Below are 18,195 nucleotides of genomic sequence, written 5' to 3'. Positions count from 1 at the left end.
ATGGTAGGAGACTCCCCGATGAGTGCCGCCCCCAGTCCAGCCCCTGCTGCCCCGATCCGGGTCGCGGCCGGGACTACCGCCGGCGCGGCGGTGCGCGAGGCGGATCTACCCAGTCGCGGGACCCCCGACGCGATCGTGGTGGTGCGCGACGCCGACGGCCGGTTGCGCGACCTGTCGTGGACCCCGGACACCGACGTCGAGGTGACTCCGGTGGCGGCCAACACCGAGGACGGCCGTAGCGTGATCCGGCACTCCTGTGCCCACGTGCTGGCCCAAGCCGTGCAGGACCTGTTCCCGCAGGCCAAGCTGGGTATCGGCCCGCCGATCACCGATGGCTTCTACTACGACTTCGATGTCGCCGAGCCGTTCACTCCAGAGGACCTGGAGAAGCTCGAAAAGCGCATGCAGAAGATCGTCAAGGACGGGCAGCTGTTCTCCCGGCGCGTCTACGACTCCAAGGACCAGGCCCGCGAGGAACTGGCCGGCGAGCCCTACAAGCTGGAGCTCGTCGACGACAAATCCGGTGACCCCGACGTGATGGAGGTTGGCGGCGACGAACTGACCGCGTACGACAACCTCAACGCCCGCACCAAGGAGCGGGTCTGGGGCGACCTGTGCCGCGGTCCGCACATCCCGACCACCAAGTACATCCCGGCGTTCAAGCTGACCCGAAGCAGTGCGGCCTACTGGCGCGGCGACCAGAACAACGCCAGCCTGCAGCGCGTCTATGGCACCGCCTGGGAGTCGCAGGAGGCCCTGGACCGCCACCTCGAGCTGATCGAGGAGGCGCAGCGCCGCGACCACCGCAAGCTCGGCGTCGAGCTGGACCTGTTCAGCTTCCCCGACGAGCTCGGCTCCGGCCTGCCGGTGTTCCACCCCAAGGGCGGTGTCATCCGCAAAGAGCTCGAGGACTACTCGCGGCGCAAGCACTCCGAAGCCGGCTACGAGTTCGTCAACACCCCGCACATCACCAAGGAACACCTCTACATCACCTCGGGCCACCTGGAGTGGTACGCCGACGGCATGTACCCGCCGATGCACATCGACGCCGAGTACAACGAGGACGGCACGGTGCGCAAGCCGGGCCAGGACTACTACCTCAAGCCGATGAACTGCCCGATGCATCACCTGATCTACCGGGCCCGGGGCCGCTCGTACCGCGAACTTCCGTTGCGGCTCTTCGAATTCGGCTCGGTGTACCGCTACGAGAAGTCCGGTGTGGTGCACGGGCTGACCCGGGTGCGCGGCATGACGCAGGACGACGCGCACATCTACACCACGCGGGAGCAGATGCGCGACGAGCTGACGTCGCTGCTGCAGTTCGTGCTCGACCTGCTCTCCGACTACGGCCTGGACGACTACTACCTGGAGTTGTCCACCAAGGATCCCGACAAGTACGTGGGCTCCGACGAGATGTGGGATGAGGCCACCGAGACCCTGCGGTCGGTCGCCGAAGCCTCGGGTCTGGATCTGGTGCCTGATCCGGGCGGCGCGGCGTTCTACGGACCCAAGATCTCCGTCCAGGTCAAGGACGCGCTGGGCCGCAACTGGCAGATGTCGACGATCCAGCTGGACTTCAACATGCCCGACCGCTTCGAGCTGGAGTACACCGCCGCCGACGGATCGCGTCAACGGCCAGTGTTGATCCACCGCGCCCTGTTCGGCTCGATCGAGCGGTTCTTCGGGGTGCTCACCGAGCATTACGCGGGCGCGTTCCCGGCCTGGCTGGCCCCGGTGCAGGTGGTCGGTATCCCGGTCGCCGACGCCCACCTGGACTACTTGTATGACGTTGCCGCCAAACTGAAGTCGCGCGGTGTCCGGGTCGAGGTCGACGGCAGCGACGACCGGATGGCGAAGAAGATCGTCAACCACACCAACCTGAAGGTGCCGTTCATGCTGCTGGCGGGGGACCGCGATGTTGAGGCATCGGCCATTTCCTTCCGCTTCGGTGACCGCACCCAGATCAACGGCGTGCCGCTCGACGAGGCCGTGGAGGCGATCGTGAAGTGGATCGCCGACCGCAACAACGCGGTCCCGACGGCCGATCTGGTCAAGGTGGGCACTGCGCCGTGACCGGGGACGAGCGGTCGATCGTCGACCACGGGGTGGGCGAGCCGGACCACCTGCAGCGGCTGTGGACACCGCACCGCATGAGCTACATCGTCGATGCGGTCAAGAGCGACAACAAGATCGGCTCGGCCGGTTCGTCACAGCCGTTCACCGACATCCCCGAGATGTCCGACGAGGACGGGCTCATGGTGGCCCGCGGCGAACTGGTGTACGCCGTGCTCAACCTCTACCCGTACAACCCGGGCCATCTCATGGTCGTGCCCTACCGGCGGGTGTCCGAGCTGGAGGACCTGACCGTGGCCGAGAGTGCCGAGCTGATGGCGTTCACGCAGAAGGCGATCCGCGTCATCAAGGCCGTCTCTCGTCCCCACGGCTTCAACGTGGGTCTGAATCTGGGCACCTCGGCCGGGGGGTCGCTCGCCGAGCACCTGCACATGCACGTGGTGCCGCGCTGGGGCGGTGACGCGAACTTCATCACCATCATCGGTGGCGCCAAGGTCATTCCTCAGCTGCTGAGCGAGACCCGGGAGCTGCTGGCCGCGGAATGGGCCCGCCAGCCGTGAGCAACCTCTTCCTGATGAGCCGGGCGGCCTACGCCAAGTTGTCGCGGCCGGTGGCCAAGGCGGCGCTGCGCGCGGGCCTGACTCCCGACATCGTCACGATCGTCGGCACCGCCGGGACAGTCACCGCCGCGTTGACCCTCTTCCCGATCGGTCAGTTGTGGTGGGGCGCGTTCGCGGTGTTCGTCTTCGTGCTCGCCGACATGCTCGACGGGGCGATGGCCCGGGAACGCGGCGGCGGTACCCGCTTCGGAGCCGTGCTCGACGCCGCATGCGACCGGATCGCCGACGGCGCGATCTTCGCCGGCCTGCTGTGGTGGGCGGCGTTCGGCCTGCATGATCCGACGCTCGTGGTCGCGATCCTGATCTGTCTGGTCACCTCACAGGTCATCTCCTACATCAAGGCCCGCGCCGAGGCCAGCGGGCTGCGCGGTGACGGCGGCATCATCGAGCGCCCGGAACGACTGGTGATCGTGCTGGTCGGCGCGGGGCTCTCGGGTGTGCCGTTCCTGCACATCCCGTGGCTGCTGCATCTGGCGGCCTGGCTGCTGGCGGTGGCCAGCGTGGTGACCGTGGCGCAGCGGATCCACGCGGTGCGCACATCGCCGGGAGCCATGGACCCGATCCAACCCCCGGGAGCCTCGTGAACATTCCGCTGTCCGGGCAGGTGACCGACCTGGGTTATGCGGCAGGCTGGCAGCTGGTTCGTGCGATGCCGGAGCTCATGGCGCGCAACCTTTTCGACGCGGGTGCGTTCTACGCGTCGCGCGGCGGTGGGCCGCAGCAGCTGCGTAAGAACCTGGCCCGGGTGACCGGGGTGGCCCCGGTCGAGGTGCCCGACGCCCTCATGCGTGCTTCACTGGCCTCCTACGCCCGGTACTGGCGGGAGGCGTTCCGGTTGCCGTCGATGGATCTGACCGCTGTGGCCAAGCGCCTGGACGAGGTGTTCGTCGGCGCGGACCACCTGCGGGCCGCACGTGAGGCGGGCCGTGGCGCGGTGCTGGCGCTGCCGCACAGCGGTAACTGGGACATGGCCGGGGTGTGGCTGGCCCAGCAGTTCGGAACCTTCGCCACCGTGGCCGAGCGGCTCAAACCCGAATCGCTGTACCGGCGCTTCATCGACTACCGGGAGAGCCTGGGGTTCGAGGTGTTCCCGCTGTCGGGTGGGGAGCGTCCGCCCTTCGAGGTGCTCTCGGAACGGTTGCGCGACAACAAGTTCGTCTGCCTGATGGCCGACCGGGACCTCACCCGCAACGGCGTGGAGGTCCAGTTCTTCGGTGAGGCCACCCGGATGCCTGCCGGCCCGGCCAAGCTGGCGATCGAGACCGGCGCCCCGTTGCATCCGACGCATGTCCACTACGACGGGGAGGACTGCGTGGTCGAGATCTTCGACGCGCTCGACACCTCGTCGGGGGATGTGTCCGTGGTGATCCAGCAGTTGGCCGACCGGTTCGCCGAGAACATCGCCGCGCATCCGGCTGATTGGCACATGCTGCAGCCGCAGTGGCTGGCCGATCTGTCCGACGAACGTCGCGCCCGACTGGGTACCACCTGATGAGTGCTTGCGCGAAGAGGCGACGGAGCTAGCCATGCGTATCGGGATGGTCTGTCCGTATTCGTTCGATGTGCCGGGCGGTGTGCAATCCCATGTGCTGCAACTGGCCGAGGTGATGCGCGCCGGCGGGCACCACGTCAGCGTCCTGGCGCCATCGTCGCCGCATGTGAAACTGCCCGATTACGTGGTTTCGGGTGGCAAGGCGGTTCCGATTCCCTACAACGGCTCGGTGGCGCGCCTTCGGTTCGGGCCGGCCACCCATCGCAAAGTCAAGAAGTGGATCGCCGAGGGCGAGTTCGACGTACTGCATCTGCACGAGCCCAACGCGCCCAGCCTGTCCATGCTGGCGCTGCAGGCCGCCGAGGGGCCGATCGTGGCGACGTTCCACACCTCGACCACAAAGTCGTTGACGCTGAGCGTCTTTCAGGGAATCCTGCGCCCGTACCACGAGAAGATCGTCGGCCGGATCGCGGTCTCCGACCTGGCCCGGCGCTGGCAGATGGAGGCGCTCGGCTCGGATGCGGTCGAGATCCCGAACGGGGTCGACGTGCCGTCGTTCGCGAATGCGCCCCGCCTCGACGGGTATCCGCGGCCCGGTCGCAGCGTCCTGTTCCTCGGACGGTTCGACGAGCCGCGTAAGGGCATGCCGGTGCTGCTGGGTGCGCTCCCGAAACTCGTGCGGCGGTTCGCCGACATCGAGATCCTGATCGTGGGCCGCGGCGACGAGGACGCGCTGCGGGAGGAGGCCGGCGAGCTCGCCGGGCACCTGCGTTTCCTGGGGCAGGTCGACGACGAGGCCAAGGCCGCGGCCATGCGCAGCGCCGACGTCTACTGCGCACCCAACCTCGGCGGCGAGAGCTTCGGCATCGTGCTGGTCGAGGCGATGGCGGCCGGGACACCCGTGGTGGCCAGTGAACTGGACGCCTTCAATCGGGTGCTCGACGGGGGACAGGCCGGGCGGTTGGTTCCGATCGGTGACGCCGAGGCGCTGGCCGATGCGTTGATCGAGGTGCTGGACGACGACGACTTGCGCGCGCGGTACATCGACAAGGCGACCGAGCGGGTGGTCCGCTACGACTGGTCGGTCGTGGCCGGCCAGATCATGCGGGTGTACGAGACCGTGGCCAGCACCGGGGTCAAAGTTCAGGTGGGTGACTAGGCATGCCGACCTGGTTGGTGATCACATCGCTGGGCCTGCTGATGGTCCTGCTGCTCGTCGCAGGATGGGCCTACCAGACGGCAAACCGGCTCGACCGGCTCCACGTCCGCTACGACCTGTCGTGGCAGGCGCTCGACGGTGCATTGGCCCGCCGGGCCGTGGTGGCCCGTGCCGTCGCCGTCGACGCCTATGCCGGCGCTCCGGAGGGCAGGCGGCTCGCGGCGCTGGCCGATGCCGCCGAACGGGCCCCGCGTCCGGCGCGCGAAGCCGCCGAGAACGATCTGTCGGCCGCGCTGGCCGCGGTCGACCCGTCCGGGTTGCCGGTGGCGCTCGTCGCCGAGCTGGCCGACGCCGAGGCCCGCGTGCTGCTGGCCCGGCGCTTCCACAACGACGCCGTGCGCGACACCCTGGCCCTGCGGGAACGCCGAGCGGTGCGGGCGCTGCGGCTCGGCGGGACCGCCGCACTGCCCACCTATTTCGAGATCGTCGAACGCCCGGACTCACAGGCCGAGGCCAACCCGGTGAGCCGTCGGACCTCGGCGCGGGTGGTGCTGCTCGACGAAACCGGAGCGGTGCTGCTGCTGCGCGGCAGTGACCCGGCGATCGACGATCCGGACAGGCCCGCGCCGCGATGGTGGTTCACGGTCGGAGGCGCGGTCCAGCCCGGCGAGAACCTGGCGGATGCCGCGGCCCGCGAACTCGCCGAGGAGACCGGACTGCAGGCGTCGCCGGCGGAGCTGGTCGGGCCGGTGTGGCGGCGCGACGCCGTCATCGACTTCAACGCCTCGGTGATTCGCAGCGAGGAGTTCTTCTTCATCCACCGCACCGCCCGGTTCGAGCCGTCGGCGACGGGGCGCACCACCCTGGAGCGGCACTACATTCACGGGCATCGTTGGTGCGATGCGACAATGATCGCCGAGTTGGTTGCCGGCGGGGAGGCCGTGTATCCGCTTCAACTGGGTGAGCTGCTGGCTCAGGCCAATGAACTGGCCGAACAGCCGTCAGCGACGCTGGCGAATACGCGGGGATCCGCGAATCGCGAGCTGCAAGCCATCCGTTGACTGCGGATTTAATGGATTTGGCGGCTCCACTACACTGAATCAGTAGCAATTTGGAGGAGATAGCAGTGGATACCGCGGCGCAGAACGGCTCTAGCAACCAGACCGGTACCGCGCGCGTGAAGCGCGGGATGGCCGAGATGCTCAAGGGCGGCGTGATCATGGACGTCGTCACCCCCGAACAGGCGAAGATCGCCGAAGGTGCGGGTGCGGTTGCTGTGATGGCCCTGGAGCGGGTCCCGGCCGACATCCGCGCCCAGGGCGGGGTGTCGCGGATGAGCGATCCCGACATGATCGAGGGCATCATCGAAGCGGTCACCATCCCGGTCATGGCCAAGGCGCGCATCGGGCACTTCGTCGAGGCGCAGATCCTGCAGTCCCTGGGCGTGGACTACATCGACGAGTCCGAGGTGCTCACCCCGGCCGACTACACCAACCACATCGACAAGTGGCGCTTCACGGTGCCCTTCGTCTGTGGTGCCACCAACCTGGGCGAGGCCCTGCGTCGCATCACCGAGGGCGCGGCGATGATCCGCTCCAAGGGTGAGGCCGGCACCGGGGACGTCTCCAACGCCACCACCCACATGCGCAAGATCGGCGGCGAGATCCGCCGGCTCACCTCGATGAGCGAGGACGAGTTGTACGTCGCGGCCAAGGAGCTGCAGGCACCGTATGACCTGGTGGTCGAGGTGGCCCGGGCCGGCAAGCTGCCGGTCACGCTGTTCACCGCGGGCGGCATCGCCACCCCGGCCGATGCGGCGATGATGATGCAGCTCGGCGCCGAGGGTGTGTTCGTGGGCTCGGGCATCTTCAAGTCGGGTAACCCGGCGCAGCGTGCCGCGGCCATCGTCAAGGCCACCACGTTCTACGACGATCCCGACGTGTTGGCCAAGGTGTCGCGCGGTCTGGGTGAGGCCATGGTCGGCATCAACGTCGAGGAGATCGCCCAGCCGCACCGGCTCGCCGAGCGCGGCTGGTAAACATCTCGAATGGCGATTGAAGAGATCCTCGATCTGGAACAGCTCGAGGTCAACATCTATCGCGGTGGGGTGTTCAGCCCGGAGTCGGGTTTCCTGCAGCGGACCTTCGGCGGCCACGTGGCCGGTCAGTCGCTGGTGTCGGCGGTGCGCACCGTGGAGCCGGCGTTTCAGGTGCACTCGCTGCACGGCTACTTCCTGCGACCGGGCGATGCCCGGGCGCCGTCGGTGTACACCGTCGAGCGCATCCGGGACGGCGGCTCGTTCTGCACCCGCCGGGTGAGCGCGATCCAGCACGGCGAAACGATCTTCACGATGTCGGCGTCCTTCCAGAGCGACCAGACCGGCATCGAACATCAGGACGCCATGCCCGACGCCCCCGGGCCCGACGATCTGCCCGGGTTCCGGTCCGGGGGAGCGTTCGACGACGCCGGGTTCGCCCAGTTCGACGAGTGGGACGTCCGGATCGTGCCGCGGAGCAAGGTGGCTCGGCTGCCCGGCAAGGCCTCTCAGCAACAGGTGTGGTTCCGCCACCGGGACCCGCTGCCCGACGATCACGTGCTGCACATCTGCGCGCTGGCCTACATGAGCGATCTGACCCTGCTCGGCTCGGCCCAGGTCAACCACCTCGACGTGCGCAAGCATCTGATGGTGGCGTCGCTGGACCACGCGATGTGGTTCATGCGGCCGTTCCGCGCCGACGAATGGCTGCTCTACGACCAGTCTTCGCCTTCGGCCTGCGGCGGGCGTTCGCTGACCCAGGGCAAGATCTTCAACCGCTATGGCGAGATGGTGGCCGCGGTGATGCAGGAGGGCCTGACGCGCTATCAGCGCAACTTCACTCCGCCCGAGGGCTCGTGAGTCCCCGGGTCGGGGTGCTCGCACTGCAGGGCGACACCCGCGAGCATCTGGCTGCGCTGCGAGAGGCAGGGGCAGAGGCAGGCACCGTGCGGCGCCTGTCCGAACTCGACGCGGTCGATGCCCTGGTGATCCCCGGCGGGGAATCCACGGCGATGAGTCACCTGCTGCGCGAATTCGACCTGCTCGAACCGCTGCGGGCACGCATCGCCGCGGGGTTGCCGTGTTACGGCTCGTGCGCCGGCATGATCCTGCTGGCCGGCGAGATCGTAGATGCCGGCGTTGAGGGGCGCGCGGCGGTCCCGTTGAAAGGCATCGATATGACCGTGCGGCGCAATGCCTTTGGTCGCCAGGTCGATTCCTTCGAGGGGGACATCGACTTCGAGGGCCTCAATACCCCGGTGCATGCCGTGTTCATCCGGGCACCGTGGGTCGAGCGGGTCGGTGCCGGTGTCAAGGTGTTGGCCCGCGCCGCCGATCACATCGTCGCGGTGCGCCAGGGCTCGATGCTGGCAACGTCCTTCCATCCGGAGATGACCGGGGACCGCCGCATCCACAAGTTGTTCGTCGAATCGCTCTGAGTCCAGCGAACCCACGGCGGATACATAGCTCAGACAAAGGCGGCGCCGACTTAATGGTCGTGTGACGACGACGTTGGAGGACGCCTCCGCCGAGCCCGCCATCGAAGGCCCGGGAAGCACTCCGCGGATCCCTCGTGAGCGCCTGGCGCTGCCCACTCTGCTGGCTGCCACCGCCGTGGCCTACCTGTGGAACATCACCACCAACGGCATGGGCAACCAGTTCTACGCGGCGTCCGTGCAGTCCGGGTCGCTGAACTGGAAGGCGTTGCTCTTCGGATCGCTGGATCCGGCCAACTTCATCACGGTGGACAAGCCGCCGGTGTCGCAATGGGTGATGGGCCTGTCCGGTCAGCTGTTCGGGTTCAGCAGCGCCAGCATGCTCATTCCCGAAGCGCTGATGGCCGTCGGTTCGGTCGCGCTGCTCTACGGTGCGGTCCGCCGCATCAGCGGTCCGCGGGCGGCCCTGCTCTCCGGCGCCGTCCTGGCCCTGACTCCGGTGGCGGCGTTGATGTTCCGGTTCAACAATCCCGACGCCGCGATGGTGCTGCTCATGACGGCCGCGGCCTACTGCACGGTCCGTGCCCTGCAGGGATCCGGTGCCCGCTGGCTGATGCTGACCGGGGTGGCACTGGGCTTCGCGTTCCTGGCCAAGATGCTCGAAGGCCTGATGGCCATGCCGGCCATCGCCCTGGTGTATCTCATCGCCGCGGCCGTCCCGATGGGCCGGCGCCTGCTGCACCTGGCCGGCTCGCTGGCGGCATTTGTCGTCTCGGCCGGGTGGTTCGTGGTCCTCACCATGGTGTGGCCCGCCTCCTCGCGGCCCTATCTCGCCGGGTCCACCGACAACAACTTCATGAATCTGGTGTTGGGCTACAACGGATTCGGCCGGGTTCTCGGGCACAACCAGATGAACCGGGGTCCGGTCACCGCGGCCGAGGTGGCCGGGCTTCCGGGGTCCGCGCCGCACGGCGGCGTGTTCGGCAACCAGTCCCACGGCCTGCCGCGGTTGTTCACCGGTGAGTTCGGCTTCGAGATCGGCTGGCTGCTGCCGGCGGGTCTGCTCGCCATGGTGCTGGTGTTGGTGTCGCGCGGCCGCAGGCGGCGGACCGACCTCGTCCGCGCCGGCGCCATCCTGTTCGGCAGTTGGCTGCTGATCGACGGGCTGGTGCTCAGTTTCATGAAGAGCATGGTCCACCCGTACTACTGCCTGTCGCTGGCGCCGGCGCTGGCGGCGATGTTCGCGATCGGTGTCGCCGAGATGTGGCGCCGGCGCGACGACCGGCTGGGCCAGATCGGTTTGACCACCATGCTTGTGGGCACCGCGGGGTGGAGCTTCTGGATCCTGGGTCGCAACGCGTCGTGGTTTCCGCCGCTACGTTGGGCGATCCTGGTGGTGGCCGTCGCGGCCGCCGTCGCCCTGCTGTGGGCGCTGCGGAACGGACACCGCGCAACGGCGACGGTCGCGCTGGCGCTCGCGCTGATCGGGGGCCTGGCCGGAACGACGGCCTACACCGTGGCCACGTTGGGGCAGCCGCACACCGGGGGCGGCCCCACGGTCGGACCGGCCGATCCCGACGACGACCACGGGCACGGCTGGAACTCCGACAACCCCGAAGTGGATGCCATGCTGCGGGCGGCCGACACCACCTGGTCGGCCGCCATCAATCGGTCCGGGGCGGCATCCGGCCTCGAATTGTCCACCGACACGGCGGTAATGGCGATCGGCGGCTTCACCGGAACCGATCCGGCCCCGACGCTGGAGCAGTTCCAGAATTATGTCGCCGACCGCCAGATCACCTACTACATCCTCCCGGAGTCCAAAGGAGGCGCCCACGGCGACTTCTTCAGGAATTCCCACACCGACATCACCGACTGGGTGAAAGCGAACTTCGCCTCGACCAAGGTGGGCCCGGACACGGTGTACGACCTGCGCGCGCCACTCAGGAGATGAACGCCAAACACAGGGATCGTGAGATCTCCCAAAGCCTTTCGGCTCTGTATGGATCTGTGGCATAGGGCGCGACGTCCGTGCGCACCGCGCAGTCCGCCAGGTACAGACCACCGCTGCCGTCGAGTTCGGTGCTGACCGCCGCCCATACCTGGGTGGCCGCGCCCTGCTCGGGGGTCAGCACCTCGACGGAACGCGCGCGCGCCTGCCCGCTGACGGCGATCACGTCCTCGCGCGACATGTGCCGGGCGAGGTTGGTGGCCACCATGCCGGGATGCACGGCGAACGCACGGACACCCCGGTCGCGCAACCGCCGATCGAGCGCGACGACGTGGAGGATGTTGGCGGTCTTGGCCGCGCCGTACGCGGCGAACTTGTCATAGTCGCGCCGCTGCCAGTTGGGGTCGTCGAGGTCGATGTCACCGAGACGGTGCCCGTCCGAGGACAGGTTCACGATGCGGGTGCCCTCGCCGAACTGCGGTCCCAGCAGCTCGGTCAGCGCGAAGTGGCCCAGATGGTTTGTCCCGAACTGTGTTTCGAAGCCGTCCTGGGTGTGGCCGAACGGGGTGAACATCACCCCGGCATTGTTGAGCAACACGTCGATCGCCGGAGCCAGGGCGGCGATCTGCGGCGCGGCCGCGCGGACACTGGCCAGGCTGGCGAGATCGATGATCACGCTGGACACCTGTGCCCCTGGCACCTCGGCACGTATCCAGTCGCGGGTCTGTCCGAGGGCGTCGGCATTGCGGGCCGCCAACACCACGTGAGCATCCATCGCCGCCAGCGCCCTGGCCGATTCGCGGCCCAAACCTGACGAGGCTCCGGTGATCACAGCGGTCTTGCCCCGCATGCTCATCGGTGTTCTCCATCGACGACCACGCCCGCGGCCTTCTCCATCGGCTTGACCACGGAGGTGAAGTCGGATTCGGGGCCCTCCACACGCAGCGTCTCCTCCCAGATCCGTTGCACGGTCTCGGCTATCTGCACCGGCAGGCCCAGGCTGCTCGCCTCCTCCAGGTAGAGCCGCACGTCTTTGGCCATCAGCCCGGTGGCGAAGCCGTAGTCGAAGGTGCGGGGGAGTACCGCCCGCGGGAACTTGTCGCGGCTGGCATGCGTGCCACCGGACCCGGCGTTGAGCACGTCGATCATCACGTCGGCGCTCAACCCGGCCTTGACGCCCATCACCATCACCTCGGCGGTCGCGGCCAGTGTGGTGGCGGCCATCAGGTTGTTGATCAGCTTCATGGTCTGTGCGGCGCCGGGCCGTTCGGAGACGAAGATCGCCCGGCCGAGCACCTCGAAAATCGGGGCCAGCGAATCGAATTCAGCGCGCGGGCCCGACACCATGATCGCCAGGGTGCCGGCCTGCGCACCGTGCATTCCGCCGCTTACCGGGGCGTCCAGCGCGGCGATGCCACGGGCGCCGAGAGCCGCGTGATTGCGCTGTGCGGCCTGCCCGCCCACCGTCGAGACGTCGACGTATCGCCGGACCCGGGATCCGGCCGCGACGTCGGCGACGACGGACTCGGAGATCTGTGGCGTGGGCAGACTGGCCAGTATCGTCTCGGCGCGGTCGGCCACGTCACGCACCGACCCGGCCGGTTGAGCTCCCAATGCCGTCGCCTTTGCCAGCACGTCATCGCGGACGTCGAACGCCACCACCGGAAATCCCGCCGTCAGCAGCCGATCCATCATCGGCCACCCCATGTTGCCCAGCCCGATGAAGCCGATCCCGGGGTTCACTGACGCTCCTCGTCGATTTCGGTGAATACGGCGCGGGCCGCCCGGTTGCTGTCGACCGCGGCCGGGATGCCCGCGTAGATGCCGACCTGCAGGAAGATCTCGCAGATCTCCTCGCGGGTGACGCCATTGGTCAGCGCGCCGCGGATGTGTGTGCCCAACTCGGTCGGACGGTTGAGCACCGCGATCATCGCCAGATTCAACATGCTGCGGGTCTTCAGCTCCAGGCCGTCACGACCCCACACTGCGCCCCAGCAGTATTCGGTGACCAGATCCTGCAGCGGCTTGGAGAATGCGTCGACGTTGCCGGCGGCCTTGCGGACATACTCCTCTCCGAGTACCGCGGTGCGGATCGCCAATCCCTTGTCGTACGTGTCCTGATCCATCTCGTCCTCTCGGTTTTTCGTCGATCACAGGGCGACCACGACGGTTTTGGTGGCCGTCACGGCATCCAATGCCTCATAACCTTTCTCGCGGCCGTACCCGGACTTCTTGAATCCGCCGAACGGCAGCTCGACCCCGCCTCCGGCGCCGTAGGTGTTGACGTACACCTGACCGGCGAGGACGTCGGCGGCCAGCCGGTGCGCCCGGGACAGGTCCCGCGTCCACAGTGCTGCCAGCAGTGCGTATTCCGTTCCGTTGGCCAGCTCGACCGCCTCCTGCTCGTCGTGAAAGCTGTTGACGGTCAATACCGGTCCGAAGATCTCCTGTTGGGCGATCTCCGAGGCCGGGTCGACGGCGTCGATCACGGTGGGCGAGAAGTAGGCGCCGTCGCCGAGCTCGTCGTCCTCCGGTGGCCCACCACCGCACAGGATCTCACCGGTGGCGTTGCCCGACACCAGGCCGGTCACGCGCTGCTGCTGCTTGCGGGAGATCAGCGGACCCAGTTCGCGATCGGCGATCCCGGGGCCGATGCTGACCCGCCGGAACCGCTCGAGAACGAGGTCCAGCAGTTCGTCGTGGACGACCGCCTCGACGAGTAATCGTGATCCGGCCGAGCAGGTCTGGCCGGCGTTCTGCAGGATCGCCTTGGTGATGAAGTCGGCCGCGCGGGGCAGGTCGGCATCGGCGAAGACGATCTGCGGGGACTTGCCGCCCAGCTCCAGCACGACGGGAACCACGCGTTCCGCGGCGGCGTGGGCGATCTCCGAGCCGATCCGGGTGGATCCGATGAATCCGAGCGCGTCCACTCCCGGGTTGGCGGCCAGGGCCGCACCGGCCTCGGCGCCGATACCGGTCACCACGTTGACGACGCCGGCCGGCAGTCCGGCCTCGATCGCGAGCCGTGCGAGTTCGGTTGCGGTGCGCGGTGTTTCATCGGCCGGCTTGACCACCACGGTGTTGCCCGCGGCGATGGCCGGTGCCACCGCCCGCGACAGCAGCTGCATGGGGTAGTTCCAGGCGATGATGTGACCGGTGACGCCCAGCGGCTCACGCCGGGTGTAGACGTGCAGGTCTTCGCCCAACGGAATGGACTGGCCGTAGTAGCTGTCGATGGCGTGGGCGTAGAACCGGAAATACCGGGCGGCCACGATGATGTCGGTGCGCGCCTGGCTCAACGGCTTGCCGGTGTCCTCGCACTCCAGCAGTGCCAGCCGTTCCCGGTGCCCGTCGATGACATCGGCGATCGCACCGAGCGCGTCGGACCGCTGAGCCGGTGCCGTCTTGCGCCATCGAGCGTATGCGCGGCGCGCAGCGGCGACCGCCTGGTCGACCTCGTCGGCGCCACCGCGCGCCACCGCACCGATGGACCGGCCCGTGGCGGGGTCGATGTTGTCGTACTGCGTCGGCGATGGCACCGAGGCGCCGTCGATGAAGGATTGGGTAGTCATGGATTTCGCGGCCTCACTCCGTCGAGGAACAGGCGCACGCAGGTCCGCATGCGCTGGTCGAGCACGTCGGCATCCCAGACCACGCCCCACAGGGCCCCGGTGGCCGGTCCGCCTACGGTCATGGACAGGAAGGCGCCGCCGAGGACTTCGGGGTCCTCGACCTCGATGGCGCCGGCCGCGGCGTGCCGTCGCAGCAGGTCGGCGATGAACCGCAGCGCCGGCACGGTGCCCTGGTCGTACGCCAGCCGGTAGAGGTTGGGGAACCGGTAGCCCTCGGCATTCAGGATGCGCTGCAGCGCGACGCCGGCCTCGCTGGTGTAGCTGTCCAGCCTGATCCGGGCGACGGCGAGCAGGGTCTCTTCCAGATCGTCGGTTTCGGCGGCCTGCAATGTCTCCAAGGGCACCAGCCAGCGGTCAACGGCGCGCTGTACGGCGGCTTCGAACAGGGCGGCCTTGTCGGGGTAGAGCCCGTAGATCGTGCGCTTCGCCATGCCTGCGGCCGCGGCGATTCCGTCGATGGTAGAACGCTCAAATCCGTTGGACAGGAACACCTCCAGCGCGCAGTCGAGCAACTCGATGTGACGCTGCGCGGCCTGCTCCCGGGTGGGGCGGCCCACTTGACGAAGTCGGTCCACGGGGCCACAGTAGCGGTAATGAAACGAACTAGGTGCTATTAATCCGAACTCTTCCGAGGAGAGGCCATGGACCTGCTGGAAATGCAGCTCGAGGCAGTCGATGTTCAAGATGCCGTCCTCGGATCCCTTCACGACCGTGGCGGTGCTGCGCACCATGGCCGCGATCGACCCGGATCACCCCGTGGTGCAGTCGATGTCGGCGGTGTACTGGGCCGGCGGTGACGAGGCGATCGAACGGACGCTCTACCGACCGCAGTACTTCGACAAGATCGTGGCCTGGGGCGGCGGCCCGGCGATAAACAACGTCATCAAATACCTCGGCCCCGGTATCCAACTGGTGTCGTTCGATCCCAAGTCATCGATCTCGATGATCGGGCGCGAGGTGTTTGCCTCCGACGAGACCGTCGCCGACGTGGCCGAGCGGGTCGCGGCCGACACCTGCGTCTTCAACCAGGAGGCGTGCCTGGCGAGCCGCTTCGTGTTCCTGGAAACGACCGACCGCGCCGAGGCCCGCCGGTTCTGCGCCGCCCTGTTGCCACGCCTGGGGGCCGAGCGGTTGTTCGGCTCGGCGGTGGCGCCGCTCCCGCCCACCGACATCCGCGACGAGATCGAGGTGATGGGTGCGATGGGCGACGAGCTTGAGGTGTTCGGGCGCTTCGACGGCCGCGGCGTCGTGCTGCTGTGGGACGAACCGGTGGAGTTCCACCCGTCGAACAAGGTCTCCAACGTGGTGATGGTGGGGTCTCTCGATGACGCGGTCCGTCACGTGAACGTCGCGACCCAGACAATCGGCGTCTACCCCTATGCGCGCAAGCCCCAGTTGCGTGACGCGCTGGCCGGTGCGGGCGCTCAGCGGGTGTGCCGGGTGGGCACCGCCAACGGACATGTCGCCGGTGGGCCGCACGACGCCATGTACCCGCTGGCGCGATTCGTGCACTGGATGGGGGATGACGACATCCTCACCGCGGACGCCAACGCCGCGCTGCCGGTAGCTACCCGGTAATGCCGCTGTGTCGGCGTACGCTCCGTGCATGTATGCGTCGTCGCCAACGTCGGTTCGGCGGCCGGGTGTCGTCGAGTCGGTGATGAGCTGGGCCGTATGGGCCCTGGTGGGCCTGATCGCCGTGTTGCTGGCGTTCGCCGCGATCTTTCCCGTGGGCTTCAGTGGGGCGGTGCCCGAACAGGCCGACGAGGCCGGGACCGTGGCGGGATGGGCAATGCTCACCCTCGGGACCGTGGTGCTCGCCCCGATCGGCATGGCGATCGGGCATTGGCGGCATTGGCACATCTGGTACTGGCCGGTGCTGTGCGGCGCCGCGGCGGCTACGACGTTGGTCTTGCTGCAGGCACTGTAGGCGTCGTATCGGGTGCGGCAGGACCGGACCCGTAGACTGGAGAGCCGGAGTTTTAACCGGAAAAGGGGCGTACCTGCATGAGCGGCCATTCCAAGTGGGCCACCACCAAGCACAAGAAGGCCGTCATCGACGCCAAGCGCGGCAAGATGTTCGCCAAGTTGATCAAGAACATCGAGGTCGCGGCGCGTGTCGGCGGGGGAGACCCGGCCGGTAACCCCACCCTCTACGACGCCATCCAGAAGGCCAAGAAGAGCTCGGTACCCAACGACAACATCGAACGCGCCCGCAAGCGCGGCGGCGGTGAAGAGGCCGGCGGCGCCGACTGGCAGAACATCACCTACGAGGGCTACGGCCCCAACGGCGTCGCGGTCCTCATCGAATGCCTGACCGACAACCGCAACCGCGCAGCCGGTGAAGTTCGCGTCGCGATGACCCGCAACGGTGGCAACATGGCCGATCCCGGCTCGGTTGCCTACCTGTTCTCCCGCAAGGGTGTGGTGACGCTGGAGAAGAACGGCCTGACCGAAGACGACGTACTGATGGCGGTGCTGGAGGCCGGTGCCGAGGAGGTCAACGATCTCGGCGACTCCTTCGAGATCATCTCCGAGCCCACCGACCTGGTTGCGGTGCGCACCGCGCTGCAGGAGGCCGGCATCGACTACGACTCGGCCGAGGCCAGCTTCCAGCCCTCGGTCAGCGTGCCGGTCGACCTGGAGGGTGCGCGCAAGGTCCTCAAGCTCGTCGACGCGCTGGAGGACAGCGACGACGTGCAAGAGGTCTACACCAACATCGACATCCCTGACGATGTCGCCGCGCAGCTCGACGAGGAGTAGTGGCGAGCGTCCTCGACCCTGAGGGCGTCAAATGGACCGTGCGCCGGCGTTGGCTGCCGTGGCGTCCGCGCCGAAAGATGCCTGACGACTGGGGTTTTGGCGACGCGTCGTTCACCGATGGTGACGACATCATCGGCATCGTGCTCAACGTCGCGCTGCTGGTGCTGTTGATCCCCGTGCTGCTGCTCACGCTGCTGGTGGCCGCTGAGTTCCTGTTGTTGCTGCTCCTGCTGCCGCTGTGGGTGCTGGCCCGTTCGGTGTTCGGCACGCCGTGGATCATCGTCGTGCGCCGTGACCACAAGATCGTCGCCGAGGAGGCCGTCCGCGGTTGGTCGGCGACCAGCGCCCGCATCGATCACCTCAAGACGGTGATTGCGTCGGGCGCAGCGCTGCGTCGATAGGCGTGTCGCCGGAGACCACCTCGAAGGTCCGTCCGGCGGTCTCCGGCTCGTGCAGGACGGCCAGCAGCACGCGCGCGACATCCGCGCGCGGAATCGTGCCGCGCCCGGTCGACTCGGCGACCTTCACGTGCCCGGTGCCGGGTTCATCGGTGAGCCCGCCGGGCCGCACGATCGTGGTGCGCAGCCCGCTGCGGGCCCGCACGTCGGCGTCGGCCTCCGATTTGGCCCGCATGTAGGCCAGGAACACCTCGTCGTAGTCGGCGTCGAGCGACCGGTCATCGGCGGCCAGGGCCGAGACCATCACGTAGCGGCTCACCCCCGCGGCCTCGGCGGCATCGGCCAGCAGGATCGCGGCGTCGCGGTCCACGGTCTGCTTGCGGGCCGCGCCGCTGCCGGGTCCCGCGCCGGCGGCGAACACCACCGCGTGGGCACCGCGCAGCGCATCGGCGACCTGTTGCACCGTCGCCTGCTCCAGATCGAGCACTATGGCCTCGGCTCCGGCGGCCTGCAGGTCGTCGGCCTGGGCGGCATTGCGGATGAGCCCGGCCACCTCGTCGCCGCGGTCGGACAACAACTGCTCGAGGATCAGGGCGATCTTGCCGTGGCCGCCGGCTATCACTACACGCATGGCTC

General features: G+C 68.0%; 20 protein-coding genes. 14 read left to right on the top strand and 6 right to left on the bottom strand.

The features are described 5' to 3' along the window. The first annotated feature begins 18 nt into the window (after positions 1–18). The 10 genes from thrS (at position 19) to BN2156_RS08010 (ending at position 10,769) form a co-directional block, all read left to right on the top strand. Positions 19–2,073, top strand: a complete 2,055-nt coding sequence (gene thrS / locus BN2156_RS08055; RefSeq protein WP_090512169.1) for a threonine--tRNA ligase — start codon at positions 19–21, stop codon at positions 2,071–2,073. Continuing rightward, positions 2,070–2,633 (top strand): ATP adenylyltransferase, encoded by a 564-nt coding sequence (locus tag BN2156_RS08050; protein WP_090512167.1) that lies wholly within the window; start codon positions 2,070–2,072, stop codon positions 2,631–2,633. Before thrS ends, BN2156_RS08050 begins: the two co-directional genes overlap by 4 nt. Then, positions 2,630–3,277 (top strand): phosphatidylinositol phosphate synthase, encoded by a 648-nt coding sequence (gene pgsA, locus BN2156_RS08045; RefSeq protein WP_090515657.1) that lies wholly within the window; start codon positions 2,630–2,632, stop codon positions 3,275–3,277. The genes BN2156_RS08050 and pgsA overlap by 4 nt, the downstream gene beginning before the upstream one ends. Beyond that, positions 3,274–4,185 (top strand): phosphatidylinositol mannoside acyltransferase, encoded by a 912-nt coding sequence (locus BN2156_RS08040; RefSeq protein ID WP_090512166.1) that lies wholly within the window; start codon positions 3,274–3,276, stop codon positions 4,183–4,185. The genes pgsA and BN2156_RS08040 overlap by 4 nt, the downstream gene beginning before the upstream one ends. A 34-nt stretch (positions 4,186–4,219) precedes the next feature. Continuing rightward, a complete protein-coding gene (locus tag BN2156_RS08035) occupies positions 4,220–5,344 on the top strand; it encodes a glycosyltransferase family 4 protein (RefSeq protein WP_090512164.1) in 1,125 nt (374 codons plus the stop codon). Positions 5,345–5,346: 2 nt separating this feature from the next. Next, positions 5,347–6,405 carry an NUDIX hydrolase gene (locus BN2156_RS08030; protein WP_090512162.1) on the top strand — a complete coding sequence of 353 codons (1,059 nt, stop codon included), beginning with the start codon at positions 5,347–5,349 and terminating at the stop codon, positions 6,403–6,405. A 65-nt stretch (positions 6,406–6,470) separates the two neighbouring features. Then, the gene (pdxS, locus tag BN2156_RS08025) at positions 6,471–7,382 is read left to right on the top strand and encodes a pyridoxal 5'-phosphate synthase lyase subunit PdxS (RefSeq protein WP_090512159.1); all 912 of its coding nucleotides are present in this window, start codon (positions 6,471–6,473) and stop codon (positions 7,380–7,382) included. Positions 7,383–7,391: 9 nt separating this feature from the next. After that, the gene (gene tesB / locus BN2156_RS08020) at positions 7,392–8,240 is read left to right on the top strand and encodes an acyl-CoA thioesterase II (RefSeq protein WP_090512157.1); all 849 of its coding nucleotides are present in this window, start codon (positions 7,392–7,394) and stop codon (positions 8,238–8,240) included. After that, positions 8,237–8,818 (top strand): pyridoxal 5'-phosphate synthase glutaminase subunit PdxT, encoded by a 582-nt coding sequence (pdxT, locus tag BN2156_RS08015; protein WP_090512154.1) that lies wholly within the window; start codon positions 8,237–8,239, stop codon positions 8,816–8,818. Before tesB ends, pdxT begins: the two co-directional genes overlap by 4 nt. Before the next feature lie 61 nt (positions 8,819–8,879). Further along, positions 8,880–10,769, top strand: coding sequence for a glycosyltransferase family 39 protein (locus BN2156_RS08010; protein WP_235625241.1), 1,890 nt, complete (start codon positions 8,880–8,882; stop codon positions 10,767–10,769). On the opposite strand, the gene BN2156_RS08005 is transcribed toward BN2156_RS08010, so the two are convergent. From BN2156_RS08005 to BN2156_RS07985, 5 genes are read right to left on the bottom strand one after another with little or no spacing between them, the layout of a single operon-like run. Beyond that, on the bottom strand, positions 10,759–11,622 hold the full coding sequence (locus BN2156_RS08005; protein WP_090512152.1) for an SDR family NAD(P)-dependent oxidoreductase: 864 nt from the start codon (positions 11,620–11,622) through the stop codon (positions 10,759–10,761). The genes BN2156_RS08010 and BN2156_RS08005 overlap by 11 nt on opposite strands. Continuing rightward, on the bottom strand, positions 11,619–12,509 hold the full coding sequence (locus BN2156_RS08000) for an NAD(P)-dependent oxidoreductase (protein WP_210436584.1): 891 nt from the start codon (positions 12,507–12,509) through the stop codon (positions 11,619–11,621). Before BN2156_RS08000 ends, BN2156_RS08005 begins: the two co-directional genes overlap by 4 nt. Beyond that, positions 12,506–12,892 (bottom strand): carboxymuconolactone decarboxylase family protein, encoded by a 387-nt coding sequence (locus tag BN2156_RS07995; RefSeq protein WP_090512148.1) that lies wholly within the window; start codon positions 12,890–12,892, stop codon positions 12,506–12,508. The genes BN2156_RS08000 and BN2156_RS07995 overlap by 4 nt, the downstream gene beginning before the upstream one ends. 24 nt (positions 12,893–12,916) lie before the next feature. Further along, positions 12,917–14,338 (bottom strand): aldehyde dehydrogenase family protein, encoded by a 1,422-nt coding sequence (locus tag BN2156_RS07990; protein WP_090512145.1) that lies wholly within the window; start codon positions 14,336–14,338, stop codon positions 12,917–12,919. Beyond that, positions 14,335–14,973, bottom strand: coding sequence for a TetR/AcrR family transcriptional regulator (locus tag BN2156_RS07985; RefSeq protein ID WP_235625240.1), 639 nt, complete (start codon positions 14,971–14,973; stop codon positions 14,335–14,337). Before BN2156_RS07985 ends, BN2156_RS07990 begins: the two co-directional genes overlap by 4 nt. A 100-nt stretch (positions 14,974–15,073) precedes the next feature. Between BN2156_RS07985 and BN2156_RS07980 the strand changes: the two genes are divergently transcribed. The 4 genes from BN2156_RS07980 to BN2156_RS07965 all read left to right on the top strand — a co-directional run bounded on the left by BN2156_RS07980 (position 15,074) and on the right by BN2156_RS07965 (position 17,562). Further along, entirely contained in the window at positions 15,074–15,976 is a 903-nt protein-coding gene (locus tag BN2156_RS07980; RefSeq protein WP_090512142.1) for an acyl-CoA reductase, read from the top strand. Positions 15,977–16,004: 28 nt separating this feature from the next. After that, positions 16,005–16,328 carry a hypothetical protein gene (locus BN2156_RS07975; protein ID WP_090512139.1) on the top strand — a complete coding sequence of 108 codons (324 nt, stop codon included), beginning with the start codon at positions 16,005–16,007 and terminating at the stop codon, positions 16,326–16,328. A gap of 77 nt (positions 16,329–16,405) precedes the next feature. Continuing rightward, a complete protein-coding gene (locus BN2156_RS07970) occupies positions 16,406–17,161 on the top strand; it encodes a YebC/PmpR family DNA-binding transcriptional regulator (protein ID WP_090512137.1) in 756 nt (251 codons plus the stop codon). After that, positions 17,161–17,562 carry a hypothetical protein gene (locus BN2156_RS07965; protein ID WP_090512135.1) on the top strand — a complete coding sequence of 134 codons (402 nt, stop codon included), beginning with the start codon at positions 17,161–17,163 and terminating at the stop codon, positions 17,560–17,562. The genes BN2156_RS07970 and BN2156_RS07965 overlap by 1 nt, the downstream gene beginning before the upstream one ends. Here BN2156_RS07965 and BN2156_RS07960 read toward each other — a convergent pair. Beyond that, positions 17,522–18,190, bottom strand: coding sequence for an NAD(P)H-binding protein (locus tag BN2156_RS07960; protein ID WP_090512132.1), 669 nt, complete (start codon positions 18,188–18,190; stop codon positions 17,522–17,524). The genes BN2156_RS07965 and BN2156_RS07960 overlap by 41 nt on opposite strands. Positions 18,191–18,195: the final 5 nt, after the last annotated feature.

The sequence above is a fragment of the Mycolicibacterium neworleansense genome (assembly GCF_001245615.1).
Classification (GTDB): domain Bacteria; phylum Actinomycetota; class Actinomycetes; order Mycobacteriales; family Mycobacteriaceae; genus Mycobacterium; species Mycobacterium neworleansense.
This window is presented reverse-complemented; position numbering and strand designations above follow the sequence as displayed.

What these genes read in the sequence shown, in the direction of transcription:
- thrS (WP_090512169.1), top strand. Translation starts at nt 19, where the DNA reads ATGAGTGCCGCCCCCAGTCCAGCCCCTGCTGCCCCGATCCGGGTCGCG.
- BN2156_RS08035 (WP_090512164.1), top strand. Translation starts at nt 4,220, where the DNA reads ATGCGTATCGGGATGGTCTGTCCGTATTCGTTCGATGTGCCGGGCGGT.
- BN2156_RS08030 (WP_090512162.1), top strand. Translation starts at nt 5,347, where the DNA reads ATGCCGACCTGGTTGGTGATCACATCGCTGGGCCTGCTGATGGTCCTG.
- tesB (WP_090512157.1), top strand. Translation starts at nt 7,392, where the DNA reads ATGGCGATTGAAGAGATCCTCGATCTGGAACAGCTCGAGGTCAACATC.
- BN2156_RS08005 (WP_090512152.1), bottom strand. Translation starts at nt 11,622, where the DNA reads ATGAGCATGCGGGGCAAGACCGCTGTGATCACCGGAGCCTCGTCAGGT.
- BN2156_RS07995 (WP_090512148.1), bottom strand. Translation starts at nt 12,892, where the DNA reads ATGGATCAGGACACGTACGACAAGGGATTGGCGATCCGCACCGCGGTA.
- BN2156_RS07990 (WP_090512145.1), bottom strand. Translation starts at nt 14,338, where the DNA reads ATGACTACCCAATCCTTCATCGACGGCGCCTCGGTGCCATCGCCGACG.
- BN2156_RS07980 (WP_090512142.1), top strand. Translation starts at nt 15,074, where the DNA reads ATGTTCAAGATGCCGTCCTCGGATCCCTTCACGACCGTGGCGGTGCTG.
- BN2156_RS07975 (WP_090512139.1), top strand. Translation starts at nt 16,005, where the DNA reads ATGTATGCGTCGTCGCCAACGTCGGTTCGGCGGCCGGGTGTCGTCGAG.
- BN2156_RS07970 (WP_090512137.1), top strand. Translation starts at nt 16,406, where the DNA reads ATGAGCGGCCATTCCAAGTGGGCCACCACCAAGCACAAGAAGGCCGTC.
- BN2156_RS07960 (WP_090512132.1), bottom strand. Translation starts at nt 18,190, where the DNA reads ATGCGTGTAGTGATAGCCGGCGGCCACGGCAAGATCGCCCTGATCCTC.